Genomic DNA, 22,217 nt, shown 5'->3' on the forward strand with positions numbered 1-22,217 from the left:
ATACCATAAGAAGTACCTGCCTGTTCAATCATAAAAACATAAGTTTATTCTCGATTAAGCCCCTAAAAGTTAACCCGATAAAGAAGAAATAGGGGTTGTCGATGAAGAGGGTACTTCCGAAGAATGGGATGACGTAGACGAAGCCGGCTGCTCATGACTGCTTGAGCCCGAACTTTGCGAGGCAGGACTTTGTTGAGGGCTGCTCGTTTGAGTTTTTGAGGACGTTTCAGATGAGCTGGAAGAAGAGCTTATTGTAGAAGTATTCCCTTTATGATCACTTCCTCCATTACAAACTGCCGGAAGATTATTTTTATCATAATAACCGATGGCAGTATCCGTACAGGAATCCCCAGCTAAAAGGCCGCTGCTCTTGCAATACGTCCGTTCTACAATATTGGGGTCCAAATCAAAAGGAACCGCCGTCTGACCGGAAAGATACTGCGAAATTAAGGCGCGCCAAATCTGCTTGCAGTATTCAGTCTTCCAACTGATATCTTTCATCTGTTCATAACCACTCCAGATACCTGCAACAACTTTTGGTGTTCCTCCAATAAACCAGCTATCCGGTGTTGCGCTGCCCATATTACTGGTACCGGTCTTACCAAAGATCTGCCAGCCACTGATTGCAGCAGCTGTACCAGTACCACCGCTTACAACAGACTGCAAAATATGATTCATGATTCCAGCCGTTGTTCCTTTGATTACCTGTTCACTGGATTCACTACGGTTATCCTGGATTATATTCCCGTCATGATCTTCTACGTAATAAAAAGTATAAGGTTTAAAATATTTTCCACCGTTCCCAAAAATTTGGAAGCCGGATGTCATTTCCTTAACTGTTACGCCGCGGGTTTGTCCACCAACTGCCATAGCAGCAATATTATTATCCGATTGCTCCAAAGTGGTAAAATGAAGCTGATTCACAAGGAAATTATAGCTTGTAGTTGGTCCCATGGTATTACATACCTGAGCGGAACTAGCATTATAAGACCATTGCAAAGCTTTCTGTACCGGTGTCCAACTATGGAACGTATTATCTGCGTTGTTTGGTCCGGATTGTCCTGGTCCAAAATAATTGTCCAAAGGCTTATCATTAATTAAAGTAGAATAAGTAATTGGCACATTATCATATTTTACGCCCTGATCCATTGCTGGTCCATAAACTGACAACGGCTTAATGGAAGAACCGGACTGCCTCTGCGTATCCGTTGCAAAGGACTGCACCATATTGCCTTCCTTTTTATTTCGGTTGCCCAAAGTAGCAAGGACACGGCCTTGATAGTCCATCGCATAAAAGCCCAACTGCATCTGCTGATCGCCGCCGAAAAGGTCATCACGAAGAATATAGTCCTCGGCTGATTTTTGGAAATCACAATTTTCGGCCGAATAAATTTTATACCCACCATGATAGAGCTTGTCTACTGCCGTATCATAATTAATATTATATTTATCCATCAGCATATTGATCACATCACCGACCAAAGCTTCTGTATACCAATCCCATGTCTGGTTATTATTACCCTCTGCTGAATAGCCAACAAAATGCATATTCTCAGATTCCTGCATGGCCTGTGTATATTGATCGTCCGTAATCAATTTTTGATCATGCATTGCTCCCAATACTGTCTGCTGACGTTCCTTATTATTTTCAGGATAAATCAACGGAGAATATTTGGACGGGTTCTGCGTGATCCCTGCAATACTGGCGCATTCTGCAATATCACAGTCTTTAATACTCTTGCCAAAATAAAGCTTTGCTGCCGCTTCTACGCCCTGTGTTCCCGAACCAAAGCTAACATAGTTAAGGTAGGCTTCCAATATCTGCTCCTTGCTATACTGCTTTTCGAGATTCAGAGCACGAAAAATTTCTTTTACTTTTCGTGTCAGGCTGACTTCATCGTAATTTGTAATGTTTTTAACCAACTGCTGTGTAATCGTAGAGCCGCCATAACTGTCATTTTGCAGCAGATGAACTGCTGCGCCGGCTGTACGCACCCAGTCTACGCCGCTATGTTCCCAAAAGCGCTTGTCCTCAATTGCCACCATCGCATTTTTCATGTTGTCGGGAATATCGCCATAATCAACCCAAACCCGGTTTTCGTCTTTATAAAGAGTTGTTAACTCAACTGGACTATCGGGATTATCCCCTTCCCCATTCACATAAATAAAGCTGGTGTAATTTAACTTTAAATTTGTCAAATCAAAATCGACTTTTTCATTTTTCATACTCATGATAAACGAAAAAAGGGCGATTCCTAAAATGACACCGGTAATCAAGCAAATTGTAAGAATCGTAAGCAACGCTTTTAAAACAATTCTTCCGAACGATTTCGCCGTCGCGGCTGGAGTATGATCCACGTTCCCTGCAGACACATACTGATCCGTATCCGGTCTCTTCATAGGGACACCTCCTGAAATTGCAAACAAAATCTAATCCATTTTGATTAAATATAGAATAATTTTCCAAATCAGGTACAAACTACTCAGGAGGTGATTTCTATCATGAAGAAGCGGGATATTCTCCTGATCGTTTTTTGCTGTGTAACCGCCGTCTGCGGTGCTGCAATTATTTCGGTCTTCAAGCAGCCTGATTCTCAACCTTCTACCAACCTATTTGTATATTCTAGCGCAAATACATCGTCAAGTCAAGAAAGCCTCTCGCCAATTTATGAAAGCAGCAGTACCGTATCTGATCTGACGGTCATGTACCGGCTGCAGTCTTATCAAGGCCATATTGGTGTCTTTCGCGGGAAGGAAGAGATTCCTTTTTATGAAGTGAATGTTTCAATCACTTCTCTTCCGGAATCCGATCAAAAATTATTGGAAAAAGGAATCCCAGTAGAAAGTGATGAAAAATTAAGATCTCTTCTAGAGGATTACGAAAGTTAAAATATAAAAAAGGCACCATGCTTTTGCATGATGCCCCGATCAAAAAGAGAAACAATTATTTCATGCTTTCCTCATACTTTTTGATCATTTCTTTGACCATCTGGCCACCAATAGAGCCAGCTTCGCGGCTGGTAAGGTCTCCGTTATAGCCATTCTTTAAGTTGACACCAACCTCAGAAGCTGCTTCCATCTTGAACTTATCCAGTGCGGCACGAGCCTCAGGGACAACATTTTTACTAGATGTCATTTCAATACACTCCTTACAAAATAAATTTTATATCTCTTGCGTTTGCTTTCCTAGTTTGTGAGGAATGTACTGTTTTATGAATAACAATTTTTTACTTTTTATTCAAAAATTCCCCTAATAAATTCATCAGTTCTTCTGCCGTTTTTTGATTAATCTGTAAACTAACGGGGCACGGAGTCAGTCCTTTTTCCTGCCCTGCTTCATGAATCCAAATAGAAAACCAATTTTCATCTTGTGCTACATCAATTGTTGTTTTTTTTGTAATTCTTATCGGACGTTTTACTAATCGAATTTCTGTAACCTGTGCCATATTAAAATCCTTTCAAAAAGACTCAGCCTCCTGATGAAGTTCCCTGATCCGTTGGAATCTGTGTCCCATTATTATCGATTTTATAACTACCGTTATAGATCAACTGGGAAATCGGGACAATCTCATAACCCTGTTTTTGCAAAGTTTCCAAAATGGAAGGCAATGCAGCAGGCGTATTTTTTGCCCCGTTATGTAACAAAACGATCGATCCCGGCTGAACTTTTCCAACCACACGCTCATAAATTTGCTGTGGTGTTGGGTCTTTCCAATCCAAACTGTCGACATTCCATTGGATCTCATGCATATTAAGGCCCTTGACAGTCTCAATTAAAGTATTATTATAATCTCCATAGGGCGCGCGGAATAAGGTTGGCTCTTTTCCGGTGATCGCCTTGATTTTTTGGTTGCAATTTTGAATCTCCGATGCAATCTTTTCTCTTGGAAGCTGCGGCATATGTGGGTGAGAATCCGAATGATTACACACCTCATGTCCTGCATCTGCCAAAGCTTTTACGGATTCCGGATATTTTTCCACCCATGATCCCACAACAAAAAATGTGGTCTTAACAGAATACTTTCCTAAAATATCAATCAAATTCTGCGTCTGTTCATTTCCCCATGCTGCATCGAAGCTGATCGAAATCTTTTTTTGATCTGTTTTTACATTATAAATTGGAACAAGCCTTGTTTTTGTAGCTGCCGCATTAGCAGCGGCTCCGTGAATTCCAAATACAATTCCGGCGGCAACACATACCACGACCGACAATGCTAAGATTGCCTTTCTCTTTGTTAAAACAAAACATTTCATAAAAAAGAACCTCCTTGGCAAAATATATGTCAAAGGAGTTTCTCAAATTCCGCTTTTGCAGATATGATACTTAAAATAAGGAGCTGATTCCATGAATACAAAGATCTGGTATCTTTATAACAGTGGATTTGTAGTAGAAACTGAAGACCATCTTTTAATTTTTGATGACTGCACTCATCCAACTGCCGGCGGCACATTCGACCAGGGCGTTGTAGATGAATCTGTCCTACCTAAAAAAGATACCATCGTATTTGTTTCTCACAGTCATAATGACCATTTTGATTCTCATATCTTCAAATGGCGCGAGTTTTGTCCAAAAATCCGCTATATTCTTTCCAATGATCTTCCCAAACTGCAAAAAGCGCTTTACGTGGCCCCTGATACAGATTACGATATGGGAGATATTAAAATTCACACTTTAACCTCTACCGACTTGGGAGTTGCGTTTTTAATCTGGATAGACAACCTCTGCATTTACCATGCAGGCGATTTGAACTGGTGGCATTGGGAAGGTGACACCGAAGAAAATAATACTCATATGAAAACAGCCTATCAGAAAGAAATTGATTCCATAAAAGGCAAAAAGGTCGATATTGCTTTCGTTCCCATGGATCCGCGCCTGGAAAATCAATATCTCTGGGGGCTGGATTATTTTATGAGAACGGTTGGAGCAAATCTCTGTATCCCCATGCATTTCGGAGATAATTATTCCTGCTTCGAAAAAGTGAAAGAAGATCCCATGGCGGATCCTTATCGAAGCCATTTAGTAAATCTAACTCACTACGGACAGGAAATTGACTACATTAGTCCAGAATCTCCAGCCAATATCCATCCGGATCACTGATAAAATAGAGTCCCATCTCTTTGTTTTCATAGCAGATACAACCCATTTTTTGATGCAATTCATGAGCTTCCTTTTTGTTTTCTACCCGAAACGCAATATGATGTTCGTTATCGCCTAGATTATAGGGATTTTTGCGGTCGCGAAGCCATGTGAGTTCCAACTGAAAATCACTTTCTCCGTCTTCCAAAAAAGCCAGAATAAACGATCCGTCCTTTGCTTCTTTCCGGCGTACTTCATGGAGCCCAAGTGCCTGATGGTAAAAAGCAATGCTCTTTTCCAAATCGAGAACATTTAGATTAGCGTGCAGAAAACGACTTTTCATTCTAAGTAATCTCCTTTTTGTAAAATTTTATTCAGCTTTAGTATACTATAAAATGGTCTTCTTTAAAAGGAGGATTTTATGGAAACACATTTTATTTTAATATCTAGATCAAACAATACAGACAGCTAACCGATCAATAAAACAGCATAAAAAAATCGCTTTCCATTGCGGAAAGCGATTTTTTATTATTTAAGGAATCTGACCCTGAAGGGCACTCGGATAAACATAGTCATGATTATTGTAGCGAACAAAATCATATTCGTTGTAGTTATAAACATTGACTTCCCCAAGACGACGATACATTAAGCCTTCATAAGCATTCCCTCCGGCTGTACACCAGAGCAAGAATTCATTGCCCATTGCCTTTGCATTCGTATAATTCAAATCTTTTTTAAGTCCGTAGCTATCATCAATATGGACATATCCTGCATTGACCCAGCCGCCTTCTCCATTAGAAGTCTGAACTTTATAATAAACATTTTTAATATCGTCTGCCTGAATTCCTGTTACCGTTACGCCGGTTCCGTTGGAAAGCACTCCGCACTGGTTTCCCCCCACCGACGCATACATTTTGACGGTATCGGTCGCAGTCGCCGAATAATTTGCATCTCCGCTATTTACAGCGACCGCATTCAGCATGATGGTACGAAAATCGCACTGCAGTCCCATATTGCTAAAGTATCCGGAACCGCAATTATAAGAGAAACTAAGCAGTGCATCCGCCTGGCTCTGAGAGATATAAAGATTATTTGCATGAACAAATTGATTGAGAACCGAAGTGTAACTTGCCTTATTGAGCGAGTTAACCATCTGGCTATGCGCTTCTTCTGCACTCAAATTGTTATAAAAAGTATTCCCCGGATAAAGCACAACACCATATCCAACTGTTGGAATCTTATCATAAGTCAACTGATCTGCATAGACCGCAGAAGCATAACCTTCCCACTTTTCCATCTGTTCCAGCATAGGTTCACTCATACGATGATCATCCTGCGTTGTAACCGATGTATCAGATTGTGCTGAAACAAAAACATCCGATTGATAACCGTTCGTATATTCGCCGCCTGTTGTACTTTCCGCAGTAAATGAATGCGTTCCTGCAGAAAGTCCTTCGACTTGTGCTGTCCAGACTTTTGTGACGATACTGTTCGTATTATCTGTCTGTTTTAAAGAAGCCATATATGTTTTTCCATCCATCGTAAACTGTACGCCCGTTCTGGAGTCATCTGTAATTGCAACTAAAGTTGCTGTTCCTCCTGCCATAACCACATTGGGGCTTGCATAAGCAGAACGAACCGCATCTGCTTCTTTCACTGTCACATTACACGATACCGAATGGGTACCAGATTTTGCAGTAATCGTAACATTTCCCGGTGCTTTCGCATAAATGTACCCGTTTACAACAGACGCAACGTCTTCATTGCTGCTTGTCCAGAGAATGACACTATCGCTCGGCGTCACAGTTGCTTTTATGTACAGCGTCTTTCCTGCTTCCACCGACGCTGAATTATTAGAAAGCGAAATATCAGAAGCTGCAGAATCCGAATCGGAAATTTCTTTCACATAATCAGAACACATATACCCGGTCTGATTATTGGAAGTCTGAACTTTTACCCAGCCTTGCGTAGAAGTATCCAAAATAACGAGCTGGGTATTTAGCCCTAAAGTTGTCAAAATATCATAGTTTGTGCCAGGGCCTTCTCTCAAACGAACATCGGATCCGGTGACAACTCCAAGCTTCTGCGCTGTATTGGAACCGCTATCCGGAGGAGTCGGCTTTTCATCATTGATGAGAGTTAAGAATTCCATCTTGCAATATCCGGTATCCCCCGAATTCGTCTGAATTTTTGCCCAGCCGGAAGGGAGCTGCTCCAAAACAGTAACAACTGTCCCGTCTGAAACTGTAAAGTCAATCGAATAGTTCGTTCCATCTCCGGAACGGACATTTAAAACATCCGCGGTAACTTTTGCAGTAGTAGTTGTTGTCGTCCCTCCGGAATTTCCATTATCAGAAGAACCGCTATCCGAAGAAGAGCCTCCGGAAATCGTTAAAAACTCTTTACTGCAATATCCGGTTCTGCCGGCGCTTGTTTGGATCTGCACCCAATCTCCGCTGTCGTCAAGGACGGTTACTTCTGTTCCTTGTGTCAACGTAAACTGCACGTCATAATTCGCACCTGCGCCAGAACGCACATTTAGTACATCTGCATTGATGGTGCCTGTCTTTTGAGAACTTCCCGAGTTAGAGGAAGAACCACTATCTGAAGAAGTGCCACCGGAAATCGTTAAAAACTCTTTACTGCAATAACCTGTTTTTCCTGCACTTGTCTGAATCTGCACCCAATCGCCGCTGTCATCAAGGACAGTTACTTCTGTTCCCTGTGCCAACGTAAACTGTACGTCATAATTAGCGCCTCCACCAGAACGCACATTTAACACATCGGCATTTACCGTGCCGGTTTTATTGGAGCTTGTATTGTTATTTTGAGGAGGTGTTTCTGGCGGAGTCTGCGTTGCTGTATCTTGAATATCCAAATACTCTTTGCTGCAATATCCTGTTTTCCCATCGCTGGTTTTGATCTGCACCCAATCGCCGCTGTCGTCAAGGACAGCCACTTGTGTTCCATCTGAAATTTTAAAAAGGATATCACTGCCTCCGTTGCCTTCCTTACGAACATTCAGTACGTCTGCATTGACGGTTCCTGTCTTCTGAGAACTTCCCGAGTTGGAAAAAGAACCACTATCTGAAGAAGAGGCTCCCGAAATCGTTAGATATTCTTTGCTGCAATATCCGGTTTTTCCATCACTTGTCTGAATCTGCACCCAATCGCCGCTATCGTCTAGGACAGTCACTTGTGTTCCTTCTAAAATTGTAAAAAGGACCTCACTACTTCCATTGCCTTCATGACGAACATTCAGTACATCTGCATTGACAGTTCCAGTTTTTCCGGCCGAAACAGGCATGTTTGCAATCTCAAGAAATGTACAGCTGCAATATCCTTGAAGGCCGCTGCCATTATCAATTTTTGCCCAACTTCCATCATTTTCAAGGACTTTTACCGAATCTCCTTGATTTAGCTCACCGACCACTTTATGATCTGTTCCCGGCCCTTCACGGACATACAGACAATCTGCATTGACGGTCGCTGTACCAGAACCATTCGCTTTTGCAAGGCCTACGCTGGCACGATAAATCTGTGTCGGCTCCGATTGCGCAAAAGCTCCCATCGGCATGGAGGCAATCATGCAAACTGCAATTAAAATTGCTGATGTGCGCCGTAAAATCCCATCTCTCTTTTTCATTCAAAAGCCTCCTTTAGTCCAAAAAGTAAGCTCATTTTCTATAAAACGAGCTTACTTCACATAATTCGCCCTAATTATAACAGTATTGTTACCAAAATGCAACATTGCTTTCATTTTTTCAAAATAATTTTATTGATTTATTAATTTCTCTATTGACAAACGCAAGGCATATGAATATATTGTATATATAGTGTATACACAATAAAATTAAAGAGGATTATCCATGGACATTATTATTAGTAACTCTAGCAATCTGCCGATTTATGAGCAGATTACTTCTCAGATCAAAGAAAAAATTTTGATCGGCGAATTAAAAAATGGAGAGGCTCTCCCTTCTATGCGGCTACTAGCAAAAGAACTTCGAATCAGCGTAATCACGACAAAGCGTGCTTATGAAGAACTGGAACACGAAGGATTCCTTCATACCATTGTCGGAAAAGGAAGCTTTGTTGCCGGAAAAAGTCCAGAACTACTTCATGAAAATCAGCTGCGCATTACACAAGAGCAACTTGCTAAAGCGGTTGAAACTGCAAAAAATTATGACATTTCCTATGAGGAACTTTTGGAAATGCTTACGATTCTTTATAAAGGAGAATAATGATGGAAAATGATTTAGAAATCAGATCTCTAAATAAATCTTTTCAAAGTGGCTTTACCTTAAAAGATATTAATCTTACTCTGCCGCGCGGAAGCGTGATGGGATTTATCGGGCAAAATGGAGCCGGAAAAACGACAACCATTAAATGTATTTTGAATTTACTTCACCCCGATAGTGGAACGATTCGAATTTTTGGGAAAGAAATCGCACAAAATGAAATTGAAGTCAAAGAAAAAATTGGTGTTGTGTTTGATGAGTGTCCGCTGCATGAAACTCTTTCTGCCGAAAAAGCAGAAAAAATCCTTTCGAAAGTTTATCAAGACTGGGATAGCTCTCTTTACCAGTCTTATTTAAAGGAATTTAAACTTCCGCCTAAGCGCCCTATTAAAGAATACTCACGCGGAATGAAAATGAAGCTCTCTATTGCCTGTGCACTCGCACATCATCCAAAGCTTCTGATCTTAGACGAAGCTACCAGCGGATTGGACCCTGTTGTACGGGACGAAATTTTGGAGATTTTTTATAATTTCATCCAAGATGAATCTCATTCCATTTTGATGTCTTCCCATATTACCAGCGATCTCGAAAAAATTGCAGATTACATTACCTTTATCCATCATGGAAAAATTTTGTTTTCTTCTCCAAAAGATCAAATCTTAGATAGCTTTGGAATTTTAAAATGTGGGAAACAAAATTTTGAAATGCTTGATCCTTCTGAATATATTTCCTATCGTGAAAACAGTTTTGGATATGAAATTTTGGTAAAGGATCGTTATTTATCAAAGAAAAAGCACCCGGATATGGTTTTAGACCGAGTTAACCTAGACGAAATTATGGTCTTTTTTGTGAAAGGAGAAAAATAATGATTGGTCTTATCTCAAAAGATTTTCTGGTGCTGCAAAAACTGATGCGTTCACAAATTCCAATTTTGCTAATTATGACAGTTCTATTCACATTTTCATTTGGAAGCAGTACTTACGCTCTCTCCATGGTTTGTGTTTTTTTAATGGCTTCTTCCGTCAATATTTTTGATTATGATAATACCGCTAAATGGGATTCTTTCGCACAGACACTTCCAATTAAAAAGAAAACAATCGTAGAAGCTCGCTACTGCTCCTCCCTGCTCACGATTCTAGGCGGATTTCTTGTCGTTACAATATTAGAGTTCATCAGCAAAATTTTTGTCTCTCGTTCAGAAAGTGACGTTCCTTTCGTCCCCGTTCTCTGTATAACCGTTTTTCTGGTGTGCCTAATGTACTCTATTTTATTTCCCATTATTTATCGCTTTGGACCGGAACACTCCCGCGTGATTTCGATCGCAGTCATTATGATTCCAGTGCTGATCTTTATTCTTCTTGGAAAAAGCGGTGCTCTTGACAATCTATTCGCTTCTCTGGAAACCAGTGGAATCGAATCAATGATTCCAATCTATTGTTATCTTTCCGTTCCCGCAGGAGTCGTGCTGCTGCTCTTATCTTGTCTGCTTTCTATTCGTATCTATAATCAAAAAGAATTCTAGGAAAAGGTCTGCATTTTCTGCAGGCCTTTTTTAAATATAAAAGTACTTTCCTTGTAGGAAGAATAATTGTCTGATATAATTATAATATATTGTATATTGTAAAATGGAAATCAGGTGTGAATCGAATGGATAAAAAAAGAGCCGGAAAATGTGCCGCTGTTATCGACATCGGCTCCAGCATGCTTAAAATGCGGATTGCACAGCTGCAAAAGGGAAAAATCGTAGATCTCGATCGTTTGGAATATCCGATTCACCTCGGACATGAAGTCTTTACCGAAGGAAAAATTTCTTTTGAAAGCTTGAGAGAGCTCTCTTCTGCTCTGAATGGTTTTTCTTCTCTTTTAAAAGAATACGGTATTACACAATGCACTACCGTTGCTACCTCTGCCCTACGGGATTCAGAAAACCGCGCGTATATCTTAGATCAGCTGAAAATTCATAATAATCTCTCCGTAAAAGTGCTGGAAGGCGATCAGGAAAAAAGTCGTATTTATTTTGAAATCCTTACCGTATTAAAAGATTCCCCTGATCTTTTACCCGGAAAATCTCTGATCTCCTATATTGGTTCCGGAACAATCGGACTAGCTCTTTATGATGGAGAAATCATGATTTCTTCTGAAAGCATTCCCATCGGCGCTCTAAAGCTGCACGATATGCTGGGCAGCATTCAAAATCTTACGGAAGATTTTCATACCGTTTTGGAAGAATATTTAGACAGCACTCTCGATCACGCAATCCGCCCGCTCAGCGGTGAGGAAATTACCAACCTGATTTTAACTGGAAATGAAATTGAACAGATCGCATCTCTCTGTAACGTTAAAGCTCATGACGGGCGCTATCTGCTGCCGGTGAAAAGCTTTAAAAAGCTTTATAAATCCATTCGCTCCTTAACTTCAGATCAAATTTCAATACAATATCATATTACCCAAGAAGAGGCCGAACCGCTCTATTCTGCTCTTGCAATTTATATGAAGCTGATTCGTTCTACAAAAGCTTTAAATATTATCTGCCCCAAAGTAGAACTATGGGATTCTCTTCTCCGTGATCAGCTTTATCCAAAAATGAAGAATCTTTACGCGCAACACATTCGTCAAAATGCAATCTCATGTGCCGAACGGTTAGCTGCAAATTTCGATTATAATCAAAAGCATACTCAAGCTGTACGCTTATGCTCGGAAAAGATTTTTGATAAAACCAAATCTTTTCATGGTTTAGATAACAACAAAAAGCTGCTTTTGGATCTCGCTGCTATCCTGCATGATTGTGGGCATTACGTGACAGCGAAACACCCCTTGCGTGCCACCTATCACCTTTTACAAGATTTGAGCATCTACGGAATTACCCGTCAGGATCGTCTGATTACCGCTTTTATTGCAGGCTTTAGCGAATTCGACACACCAGATTTTTCACGGCCCGAATTTTTGGGCCTTTCTGAAGAAACGAAGCTCGTGATTTCCAAACTGACGGCTATCTTTCGTCTGGCAAATGCGCTGGATAAATCCCATATGCAAAAAGCAATCGATATCAAAGTAAAAACAAATGGTGAAAAGATGACCGTAACTGCTTTCTGTAATGACAACTTTTATCTGGAACGATGGGCATTCGAACAATGCGCACCATTTTTTCAGGATGTTTTTGGAATTGAACCGGTCCTTGTCGTAAAAGAAACGTTTATTTGAATGGAGGCTGCAGCTGTTTTATGGAAAAGATGCCTTATTATAATCGTGAACTAAGCTGGGTCGATTTTAACTATCGGGTTTTGGAAGAAGCTTTTAAAAAAGAAAATCCAATCATGGAACGGATTCGTTTTCTTTCGATCACAGCCAGTAACCTCGATGAATTTTTTATGGTTCGTGTAGCAGGTGTTATGGAACAGGTCCGCAGCAAATATCATGTAGAGGATTTAAGCGGTTTAACCCCACAAAAGCTTTTGGAAAAGCTCAATATCAAAATCCACGAATTTATGGAAAAACAATATTCCTGCCTGCATCGTTCCATCATTCCGGCTCTAAAAAAACTAAATATTTCATTTGTCACGCCGGATGAAATGAATGAAGAACAGCTTTCATTCCTCTCTAACTATTTTGAAAAAGTCCTCTTCCCTGTATTAACTCCGCTTGCAGTTGACCCCAGCCGTCCATTTCCACTTCTGGCTAACAAAAGTCTGAATGTAGCAATTCGCCTTGAAGGGAATGGAAAGCCCTATTTCGCTGTTGTACAGGTTCCCTCAATTCTTTCTCGATATTTGGAATTACCTTCCCGTGATGGGGGCCGAGAATTTATCCTTCTCGAAAATTTAATTATTTACAAATTGGAAGAATTGTTCGAAGCAAGCGATATTCGTGCTGCCTGTCCTTTTCGCATGACCAGAAACAGTGATCTTGAAATCGATGAAGGCGCCGAAGATTTACTGGCAGAAATTCAAAAATCTATTAAAAAGCGGAAACGCGGAAATCCAGTTCGGCTGGAGCTTTTGCAAAAATGCGACCCGGAAACAAAATCGTTTCTACTCGAAATGATTCATATCCGAAAAGATAACATTTACGAACTTCCAGGCCCATTGGATTTAACATTTCTCTCCAAATTTGCAAATCTGCCCGGATGTGAAAAATATTGTTTCAAACCAATCATGCCGGTTTATCCTCCTGCCGATTTTTGGAACTATAAAAATATTTTTGATGCAATCAGAGAAAAAGACCGCATGGTTCACCACCCTTATGAGAGCTTTGAAACCGTCGTCGACTTTGTGCGTCAGGCCGCGGAAGATGAAAATGTGCTTGCTATTAAGCAAACCCTCTATCGAGTCAGCGGCCATTCTCCTATCATTGCAGCGTTGATTCGTGCCGCTGAAAACGGGAAACAAGTGACCGTTCTAGTGGAGCTGAAAGCGCGTTTTGATGAAGAAAATAATATTCTCTGGGCAAAAAAGCTAGAAGAAGCCGGCTGTCATGTCATTTACGGATTGGCAGGGCTTAAAACACACTGTAAAATTTTGCTGGTTGTCCGCAGAGATGAAGATTGTATCCGCCGCTACGTTCATATGGGAACTGGAAATTACAATGATTCCACCGCAAAGATTTACACCGATATCGGTATTTTTACTTGTAAGGAACCCTTTGGAACAGACGCCAGCAGCCTTTTTAATGTATTGACCGGTTATTCCCGTCCCCCGGAATATAATAAAATGTTGGTCGCTCCAAACGAGCTGCGCGGATTTTTTGAATCTATGATTCAGCGTGAAACTCAAAATGCCAAAGATGGGCTTCCTTGTGGTATTACCGTAAAGGTAAACTCTCTTGTTGATCCCGAAATCATTTCTCTTCTTTATAAAGCTTCACAGGCAGGAGTCCCGATTCACTTGATTGTACGTGGAATTTGCTGCCTGATTCCCGGCCTGCCTGGGGTCAGCGAGCATATCGAAGTCATCAGCATTATCGGACAACTTCTCGAGCACAGCCGGATTTTTCGTTTTGAAAACGGTGGAACTCCAAAAATTTATATGGGAAGCGCAGACTGGATGAGCAGAAACCTTGACCGCCGTATAGAATTAGTCTTTCCTATTGAAGATGAAGATTTAAAACAGCGTGCATTTGGAATTCTTGACCTGATGTTAAATGATAATATCAACGCTAGAATGATGACCAATACAACAGAATATCATCATATCGATCGGCGTGGGAAAGTCCCCTGCAACTGTCAGCATGAATTTAGCCGCCTAGCACAGGAAGCTGTTGCAAAGCTAGAGATTCCTGATCGAGATCAGCCTTTAAAACCAATTTTAAGTCCTGATTTTGATCGCTGATATCATTTAAGCTTTTCAATTAAAGGATGTGATTTATTTTGCTGCGTGTCGGTATTTTAACAAGTGGCGGCGACTGTCAAGGACTTAATTCCGCAATCCGAGGAGTCGCCAAAGCACTTTATGTCAGATTTGGCAACCATGTGGAAATCTATGGAATCGCAGACGGATATCGTGGCTTGATCGAAGGAAATGCTCGGTTAATGAATCCGGAGGATTTTTCCGGGATCCTAACCCTAGGCGGTACAATCCTCGGGACTAGCCGTCAGCCTTTTAAAATGATGCGAGTCGTAGAGGATGACAGCGTTGATAAAGTAAAAAATATGAAAGAAAATTACAAGAAGCTCAAGCTAGACTGCCTTGTAATTTTAGGCGGGAATGGAACTCATAAAACTGCAAATCTGCTGAGCCAAGAAGGGCTTAATATTGTCACCCTGCCCAAAACGATTGATAACGATGTCTGGGGAACCGAAATGACTTTTGGTTTTTACAGTGCCATGAATATTGCTACCAATGTTGTAGACTGCATCCATACTACGGCAACCTCTCATGGACGCATATTTATTGTGGAAATTATGGGTCATAAGGTTGGCTGGCTTACCCTTTATGCAGGGATTGCCGGCGGCGCTGACGTGATTTTGATTCCTGAAATCCCCTATGATATCGACGAGATTGCAAACACGATCCAGCGGCGTAATAAAAGCGGTAAGCGCTTTTCCATCCTTGCCGTAGCAGAAGGCGCTATTTCAAAAGAGGAATCGACCTTGAACAAAAAGCAGTTAAAAGCCGCAAGGGCTCTTGAGACTCAATATCCCTCCATCAGCTATCGGATTGCCGAAAGACTTGGTCAAAAGACCGGCCAGGAAATTCGAGTGACGGTACCGGGTCATTTTCAGCGCGGCGGCAGTCCATGCCCTTATGACCGTGTCCTTTCCACCCGTTTCGGTACCGCAGCCGCAAATTTGATTGCAGAAAAAAAGTTTGGAAATATGGTAGCCCTGCAAAACGGAGCAATTGTTCCTGTCCCTTTATCAGAAGTAGCCGGAAAACTAAAGCGTGTTCCATTAGACAGCGAAGTGATTCGTACTGCACGAGAAATTGGAATTTCTTTTGGAGACCATCCTGAAAAATAATCGTTTGAATTTGAGAATAAAATATGACTGCAAATAGAAAAAGGAACCAGCGTAAAAAGCTGGTTCCTTTTTTATAACGATCATAAATCAATTTGGTTACGGATTTGATCAAACAGCTGATCACCGATTCCCCTTACATTTTTTAAATCTTCTATCGAAGTAAATTTTCCATGTGTTTCCCGATATTCTACAATTCTTTTCGCCAAAGCAGGGCCTATCCCATCTAATTCCTGTAATGCGGATTCCGACGCTGTATTTAAATGAATTTTTCCATTATAAGCACTTGAAACATCTTGCACATCTGTTGTGACCGCTACAACAGATGGACTGACATTAGGGACAAAGAATAAATTAAATCCGATACAGACTGCCGCCAAAATTGCCGCCAATCCAACCAGCACTTCTATCTCCCAATTTTCACGCTCCATATAAATTCTCCAGCTTTTTTAAAAACTCTTTAAAATACAGCGGCAATTCTGAAGTGAATTCCATATATTCCCCGCTTCTCGGATGAATAAATCCGATTGTCCGTGCATGCAGACACTGCCCATTAAGTCCCGGAACTGGATGCTTCGGCCCATAAAGTGGATCTCCTGTAACCGGATGACCAAGATAGGCCATATGAACCCGAATTTGATGAGTCCTTCCTGTTTCCAACTTCAAACGAACATGCGTAAATTGTGAATATCGTTTTAGAACAGTATAGTGCGTAATCGCTCGTCTCGAATTTTTTTCTGTCACTGCCATCTTTTTTCTCTCGATCGGATGGCGCCCAATTGGTTCATCAATCGTGCCGGAGTCTTCCTTCAAATTTCCATGCACGACCGCTTCATATAAGCGTGTAAAGCTATGGACTTTAATCTGCTCTGCCAATTTTCGATGAGAATAATCATTCTTCGCAACAATCAATAGTCCACTGGTATCTTTATCAATACGATGAACAATCCCAGGACGAATCACGCCATTGATTCCGGAAAGGCTATCCCCACAATGCGCCAAAAGCGCATTTACCAAGGTTCCATCATGATTTCCGGGTGCCGGATGCACCACCATTCCCTTTGGTTTATTGACAACCAGCAAATCATCATCTTCATAAATGATTTCCAAAGGAATGTTTTCGGCCTTTACATCGAGTGGCTCCGGGTCCGGAATGAAAAGGTTTAGGATTTGCCCTTCTTTAAGAAGCTCTTTTTTGAAAAGTAATTCCCCTTCACACGTCACATTTCCCGATAAAATCAGCTTTTCCGCCGCTGACCTTGTCAGTCCTTCAACAGTTCCGCCTAAATACTTATCAAGCCTCTGCCCCGTCCCGGAATGGTCAACAACCAATTCAATTTTCTTTCCCATCATACTTCTGCCTTCTCAAATTATTTATGAGCATATTCTCCTAAGAGTACATGAATTATGAAAAGAATTACCCCAGTAACGACACAAATATCTGCAAAATTAAACACGGGAGGAAAAAAGCTGAATTTTAAATAATCTACCACATATCCTAATCGGATTCGGTCAATTAAATTACCGATTCCTCCACCCAAAACGAGGACACAGGCAACCCATGACCATGCATTTTGCGACTTATAAAAAAGGATCATTCCAATAATTACGACGCAGAGCAGTGACGTAAATAGAATCAGAAACAATTGCTTGTTTTCAAAAATACTGAAAGCAGCCCCCCGATTTTCAAGATAAAACAAGGAAAAAACTTGAGAAATCACATTAACGCTCTTAATCGGTTTTACATTCTCAACGACAATCCATTTAATCCACTGATCCATTCCCGCTGCTAATCCTGCAAACACAAAAGTCAATAAGCAAAACAGCGGTCTTTTCTTTTTCGCTTTTGAAACAGAACCCATATTGTCTCACCCGTCTCTCTATAATAAAAGCGGAGCAGCAATTATCTGCCCCGCTTTTTAATTACTTGTTTTATCCAATCACATGGGCACAGCGCTCACAAAGATCAGGATGATCTGCATTTTTGCCAACCGTATCTCCATACACCCAGCAACGCGCACATTTTTGACCTTCGGCATGTTTGACCGTAATACTCAGTCCCTGAAGTGCTACCTCGGTAAACTCTCCGGAACCTCCTTTTACGGTTTCCAGCTGAGAAACAATCAATGCTGTTAAAAGCTCTTTTTTCTGTTCATTTACAAAATCATATAAATCTCCATCACAGAACAACTGAACTTTCGCATCTAGAGAAGAGCCAATTACTTTCTCTTTTCGAGCAAGCTCCAAAGCTTTTTTCACATCATCACGAATTTCATGAATCCGATCCCATTTTGCAAGGAATGTTTCATCCACTTTAATTCCAGAAGGCTGCGGAAACTCATTGAGTACAACATTTTCGGCATCTTCGCTTGCAAGATGCGGCATGCTATGCCAAATTTCATCAGAAGTAAAGGCCAAAATAGGCGATATCAAACGTGTCATTCCGCTAAGGATCAGGAACATGACCGTCTGTGACGCACGACGCGTATGGCTATCCGCTTTTTCCGTATAAAGACGATCCTTACATACGTCCAGGTAGAAATTACTCATATCTACAACACAAAAATTATGAATTGCATGGTAGGCATTATGGAACTCCAATGCTTCATAGCCTTCTACCGTCTTTTTAATCAGTTCGTCAAATTTAATCAGTGCCCAGCGGTCAAGGTCTTCCAGCTCATTCATCGGAACCATATCATGATCCGGATCAAAATCACTCAAATTACCAAGGATAAAGCGTGCCGTGTTGCGAATCTTACGATAAGCATCGGAAAGCTGCTTGAGAATTTCCTTCGAAATACGAATATCCGCATGATAATCAGAAGATGCAACCCACAAACGAAGAATATCAGCACCATACTGATCAATAATTTTCTGTGGATTGATGCCGTTTTCAAGAGATTTACTCATTTTACGGCCTTCGCCATCTACCACCCAGCCATGTGTGCAAACAGCTTTATAGGGAGCTTTTCCCCTCCATGCAACACTGGTGAGAAGGCTGGACTGGAACCAGCCACGATACTGGTCGGCACCCTCCAGATAAAGGTCGGCAGGCCAATGAAGTTCCGGACGCTGATCGGCTACTGCTGCATGCGTAACTCCGGAATCAAACCAGACATCCATGATGTCACTTTCTTTTGTAAACTCTCCACAGCCGCATTTTGCACATTTTGTGCCTTCAGGTAAAATTTCCTCAGCGGAAAGTTCATACCACGCATCGCTGCCTTTTTCACGGAATAAATCAGACACACGCTTCATGGCTTCTGCACTGATCAGCGGCTCCCCGCAATCTTTGCAATAGAAAATCGGAATCGGAACACCCCAACGGCGCTGACGAGAAATACACCAGTCATTTCTTTCTCGAACCATCGAGGTGATACGATCGCGGCCCCATTCAGGAATCCACTTTACTTTGTTAATTTCCTCGACGGCCTGATCTTTAATGGCATCGATGGAACAGAACCACTGTTTTGTTGCACGGAACAAAACAGGCTTCTTGCAGCGCCAGCAATGCGGATATTGATGGATAATCTTTTGTGTTGCAAACATTGCCCCAATTTCCACTAAATAATCGGCAATCGCTTTATTTGCTTCTTTTGTGGAAAGTCCGGCAAAGCGCTCTCCTGCTTCACTCGTCAAATGTCCATTCGCATCTACCGGAACAATGATCGGCAGATCCGGATAATTCTGACAGACATTATAGTCATCAATACCATGACCAGGAGCTGTATGGACGCATCCGGTACCACTTTCCAGCGTTACATGATTTCCCAGAATAATCGGAGAAACCCTATCAAGGAACGGATGTTGTGTCTTAATGAATTCCAAGTCACTGCCCTTAAAAGTGGCAACTACTTTATAATCTGTAATTCCTGCCTGTGCCATCACATTTTCATACAAAGCAGAAGCCATTACATAGTAGTCTTCTCCACACTGAATCAGAGAATATTCAAAATCAGGGCCAAGGCAGATCGCCTCATTTGCAGGAATAGTCCAAGTCGTTGTTGTCCAAATCACAAAATAAGTACGAGAAAGATCAGCACCTTTTGCAGTGAAAAGGCCCTTATCGTCAATCACGTGGAATTTCACGAAAATAGAATCACAGGGATCTTCTGCATATTCAATCTCTGCTTCTGCCAATGCAGTTTTGCATTCCGGGCACCAATAGACAGGCTTTAATCCACGATAAATTAATCCCTTTGTTGCCATATTGGAAAAAATTTCAATCTGCTTTGCTTCAAAATCATGAGTAAGCGTTACATAGGGATGCTCCCAATCTCCAATTCCACCCAAACGGCGAAATTCTTCTCTTTGATCGTTCAGATATCCAAGTGCAAATTCTCTGCAAAGTTTGCGCAGTTCCAAATTTGAAATTGTTGCGGAATTGCCGACTCCAGCCTTTTTACGCGCTTTTAACTCTGTCGGAAGACCATGTGTATCCCAGCCTGGAACATAAGGCGCCTGAAAGCCTGACATATTCTTATAACGCACAATAATGTCTTTTAAAACTTTATTGAGTGCCGTTCCCAAATGAATATTTCCATTTGCATACGGAGGACCGTCATGCAGAACAAAAACAGGTTTGCCCTCATTTTTCTTCATAACTTTCTCATAAATATGATCCTGATTCCACTCCTGCAGCATGGTAGGCTCTCTTTTTGGCAAACCGGCCTGCATAGGGAATTTGGTTTTAGGCAAATTCAAGGTACTCTTATAATCCATAGGTTTCTATCTCCTCAATTAAAATCTCGCCACTGCGTAGAAAAAGATACCGCATTCTTTCGAAAAATCAGTTCTTCTTTCCGAAAATATCCTCTTCTGCATCAGTATCTACATCATATCCATCCCCAAATTTAATTTCATGGTGACGGTCTTTTGCTCTCTGAACATCCGGAACACTGCCATCAAAACGCGGCATTTCATTGGGCTGCAGAATGTATTCGCTCGGAACCTGATTCATCGCATTTTTATTCTCGTTATTAACGGGAGAAAAGCTCACCGGCTCCGGCTGGTTGGGTTCTTTCTCTTCCTTTGGTTCCGCTAATTCTGGTGCTGTCTGCTGAGCTTCAGGAGCATTTTCATTTGCAGCTTTCTCCGGCTCTTTCTCTTCAGATGATACTGTCTCTTCTTCTTTTTTAGCAGCATTTTTTTCCATTTTAGAAGCTGGCTTTTCCGAATGTGGAAGCGAATTGATCAATGTTAAATGCTGTTTATACATATCCAGAAGTTTGGAGCGGAAGTCGCTGACCTGGCGTTTCATTTCGTCCAGGCCTTTCTGCTGATTCTTTACCTGATTTTCGGCATCAGCAATAATCTTTTCCGCCTTCATATTTGCATCATTTAAAATCACTTCGGATTTATGGCGTGCTTCCCGTAAAGAAGCATCGCCCAACTTTTGGGCGCTGAGGAGAGCTGATTTTATGCCATCCTCTTCCTGACGGTACTCCTGAATCTTATCCGCCAAAACCTGAAGCTTTTTATCAAACTGTGCTTTTTCTTTTTCGGCAGCTTCCAGCTGATCATGCTGCTCGATTGTCTTTTTCATCAGCGTATCATAAGATTCCCGAATCTGATCGATAAAATTATCGACATCTTCCGCATTGTAGCCGCGACCGGCCTTACGAAAACTTACATTCACAATATCATTTAAAGATAGCATGAGATCGTCCTCCATTATTTATACATACTTTTTCCCTACGAAACTTAATCGTCCTTTTTTTGTAACAGGCCCTAACCGGGTAATTTGATAACGTCCTTTTCCATGAATGGAAAGTAAATCGCCTTCTTGCAATTCCTTCGATGAAGAAGTCTGCACAAAATGATTTACTTCTACCGCTCCTGCAGCGATCATAGTCGCTGCCTTTTCACGACTTATTCCAACCATAGCCGCAGTCAAACAATCAAGACGCTCAGAAGCAACTACGCCGTTGATCTCTTGATAAGTATGTGCATGCGGTAGCGGCTTTTTTGCTCCTTCTGAAAGTTTGACCCCTACTCTGCCGACTTTTACAATTTGAGAAAGCAAAAAGGGTTTTAATTCTTCTCGGCAGAAAATAATTGCTCTTCCCTGTTCTACCAAAATATCCCCAATGGATCCCCGCTTTAGCCCTGTCCCTAAAAATGCTCCCAAAAAATCACGATGCGACAAAGGATCGCATTCACGAAAAGAAGCAGTGACGGCGCTAATCGGAAAAGCTTCTGGAGATGGCTCTAGAAAATCCGGAAATGCACCAAAAACTACACGCTCTGCTTCGGCGAAGCCTCCCCACAGCATATAGTTTTTAAAATAGGTAGATTCCATATATTGTCTTGAAACTGCTGCTGCCCTTTCATCTAAAAATCCAACAAAATGTGCATAGCCTCTTTGCTGAGAAAGAGCAACCGCATCTTTTATTTTTGCAAGCAAAACCGCATCACCGGGCATCTGCTGCTTTGGGGAAACTGACAT

Annotated in this window: 20 protein-coding genes; 8 read left to right on the top strand and 12 right to left on the bottom strand. The window is 41.4% G+C overall.

Annotation, left to right across the window (positions count from 1 at the left end; translation table 11 throughout):
* Window positions 1-69 precede the first annotated feature (69 nt).
* Window positions 70-2,400, bottom strand: coding sequence for a transglycosylase domain-containing protein (locus ACVS9P_RS06215; RefSeq protein ID WP_452102730.1), 2,331 nt, complete (start codon window positions 2,398-2,400; stop codon window positions 70-72).
* 102 nt (window positions 2,401-2,502) lie between these two features.
* Here ACVS9P_RS06215 and ACVS9P_RS06220 point away from each other — a divergent pair, with 102 nt between their 5' ends.
* Window positions 2,503-2,889 (top strand): BofC C-terminal domain-containing protein, encoded by a 387-nt coding sequence (locus ACVS9P_RS06220; RefSeq protein WP_452102731.1) that lies wholly within the window; start codon window positions 2,503-2,505, stop codon window positions 2,887-2,889.
* A gap of 55 nt (window positions 2,890-2,944) precedes the next feature.
* Here the strand turns inward: ACVS9P_RS06220 and ACVS9P_RS06225 are convergent, their stop codons facing one another.
* The 3 genes from ACVS9P_RS06225 to ACVS9P_RS06235 form a co-directional block, all read right to left on the bottom strand.
* Window positions 2,945-3,136 (bottom strand): alpha/beta-type small acid-soluble spore protein, encoded by a 192-nt coding sequence (locus ACVS9P_RS06225; RefSeq protein ID WP_266161046.1) that lies wholly within the window; start codon window positions 3,134-3,136, stop codon window positions 2,945-2,947.
* Between the two features lie 91 nt (window positions 3,137-3,227).
* The gene (locus ACVS9P_RS06230) at window positions 3,228-3,446 is read right to left on the bottom strand and encodes a hypothetical protein (RefSeq protein ID WP_452102732.1); all 219 of its coding nucleotides are present in this window, start codon (window positions 3,444-3,446) and stop codon (window positions 3,228-3,230) included.
* Window positions 3,447-3,468: 22 nt separating this feature from the next.
* Window positions 3,469-4,254, bottom strand: a complete 786-nt coding sequence (locus ACVS9P_RS06235; RefSeq protein WP_452102733.1) for a polysaccharide deacetylase family protein — start codon at window positions 4,252-4,254, stop codon at window positions 3,469-3,471.
* Window positions 4,255-4,345: 91 nt separating this feature from the next.
* On the opposite strand from ACVS9P_RS06235, the gene ACVS9P_RS06240 reads away from it, so the two are divergent.
* Window positions 4,346-5,098, top strand: a complete 753-nt coding sequence (locus ACVS9P_RS06240; protein WP_452102734.1) for an MBL fold metallo-hydrolase — start codon at window positions 4,346-4,348, stop codon at window positions 5,096-5,098.
* Here ACVS9P_RS06240 and ACVS9P_RS06245 read toward each other — a convergent pair.
* Both ACVS9P_RS06245 and ACVS9P_RS06250 read right to left on the bottom strand, forming a co-directional pair.
* A complete protein-coding gene (locus tag ACVS9P_RS06245) occupies window positions 5,058-5,420 on the bottom strand; it encodes a VOC family protein (protein WP_452102735.1) in 363 nt (120 codons plus the stop codon). The genes ACVS9P_RS06240 and ACVS9P_RS06245 overlap by 41 nt on opposite strands.
* Before the next feature lie 189 nt (window positions 5,421-5,609).
* Window positions 5,610-8,723: an SH3 domain-containing protein gene (locus ACVS9P_RS06250; protein ID WP_452102736.1), complete on the bottom strand. Its 3,114-nt coding sequence runs from the start codon at window positions 8,721-8,723 to the stop codon at window positions 5,610-5,612.
* 223 nt (window positions 8,724-8,946) lie between these two features.
* Here ACVS9P_RS06250 and ACVS9P_RS06255 point away from each other — a divergent pair, with 223 nt between their 5' ends.
* From ACVS9P_RS06255 to ACVS9P_RS06280, 6 genes are all read left to right on the top strand, one after another.
* Window positions 8,947-9,321: a GntR family transcriptional regulator gene (locus tag ACVS9P_RS06255; RefSeq protein ID WP_452102737.1), complete on the top strand. Its 375-nt coding sequence runs from the start codon at window positions 8,947-8,949 to the stop codon at window positions 9,319-9,321.
* A 2-nt stretch (window positions 9,322-9,323) separates the two neighbouring features.
* A complete protein-coding gene (locus ACVS9P_RS06260) occupies window positions 9,324-10,184 on the top strand; it encodes an ABC transporter ATP-binding protein (RefSeq protein ID WP_452102738.1) in 861 nt (286 codons plus the stop codon).
* A complete protein-coding gene (locus tag ACVS9P_RS06265) occupies window positions 10,184-10,840 on the top strand; it encodes an ABC-2 transporter permease (protein ID WP_452102739.1) in 657 nt (218 codons plus the stop codon). The genes ACVS9P_RS06260 and ACVS9P_RS06265 overlap by 1 nt, the downstream gene beginning before the upstream one ends.
* Window positions 10,841-10,965: 125 nt before the next feature.
* The gene (locus ACVS9P_RS06270) at window positions 10,966-12,519 is read left to right on the top strand and encodes a Ppx/GppA phosphatase family protein (protein WP_452102740.1); all 1,554 of its coding nucleotides are present in this window, start codon (window positions 10,966-10,968) and stop codon (window positions 12,517-12,519) included.
* 20 nt (window positions 12,520-12,539) lie between these two features.
* A complete protein-coding gene (locus tag ACVS9P_RS06275; protein ID WP_452102741.1) occupies window positions 12,540-14,642 on the top strand; it encodes an RNA degradosome polyphosphate kinase in 2,103 nt (700 codons plus the stop codon).
* A 38-nt stretch (window positions 14,643-14,680) separates the two neighbouring features.
* A complete protein-coding gene (locus tag ACVS9P_RS06280) occupies window positions 14,681-15,772 on the top strand; it encodes a 6-phosphofructokinase (RefSeq protein WP_452102742.1) in 1,092 nt (363 codons plus the stop codon).
* Window positions 15,773-15,852: 80 nt separating this feature from the next.
* On the opposite strand, the gene ACVS9P_RS06285 is transcribed toward ACVS9P_RS06280, so the two are convergent.
* From ACVS9P_RS06285 to ACVS9P_RS06310, 6 genes are all read right to left on the bottom strand, one after another.
* Window positions 15,853-16,200, bottom strand: a complete 348-nt coding sequence (locus ACVS9P_RS06285) for a ComEA family DNA-binding protein (RefSeq protein ID WP_452102743.1) — start codon at window positions 16,198-16,200, stop codon at window positions 15,853-15,855.
* Window positions 16,190-17,119, bottom strand: a complete 930-nt coding sequence (locus tag ACVS9P_RS06290; protein WP_452104677.1) for an RluA family pseudouridine synthase — start codon at window positions 17,117-17,119, stop codon at window positions 16,190-16,192. Before ACVS9P_RS06290 ends, ACVS9P_RS06285 begins: the two co-directional genes overlap by 11 nt.
* Before the next feature lie 20 nt (window positions 17,120-17,139).
* Window positions 17,140-17,631, bottom strand: coding sequence for a signal peptidase II (gene lspA / locus ACVS9P_RS06295; protein ID WP_452102744.1), 492 nt, complete (start codon window positions 17,629-17,631; stop codon window positions 17,140-17,142).
* Between the two features lie 70 nt (window positions 17,632-17,701).
* Window positions 17,702-20,491, bottom strand: a complete 2,790-nt coding sequence (gene ileS / locus ACVS9P_RS06300) for an isoleucine--tRNA ligase (RefSeq protein ID WP_452102745.1) — start codon at window positions 20,489-20,491, stop codon at window positions 17,702-17,704.
* A gap of 67 nt (window positions 20,492-20,558) precedes the next feature.
* A complete protein-coding gene (locus tag ACVS9P_RS06305) occupies window positions 20,559-21,428 on the bottom strand; it encodes a DivIVA domain-containing protein (protein ID WP_452102746.1) in 870 nt (289 codons plus the stop codon).
* Between the two features lie 18 nt (window positions 21,429-21,446).
* Window positions 21,447-22,217, bottom strand: coding sequence for a YlmH family RNA-binding protein (locus tag ACVS9P_RS06310; RefSeq protein ID WP_452102747.1), 771 nt, complete (start codon window positions 22,215-22,217; stop codon window positions 21,447-21,449).

The organism is Caproicibacterium sp. NSD3, assembly GCF_053613275.1.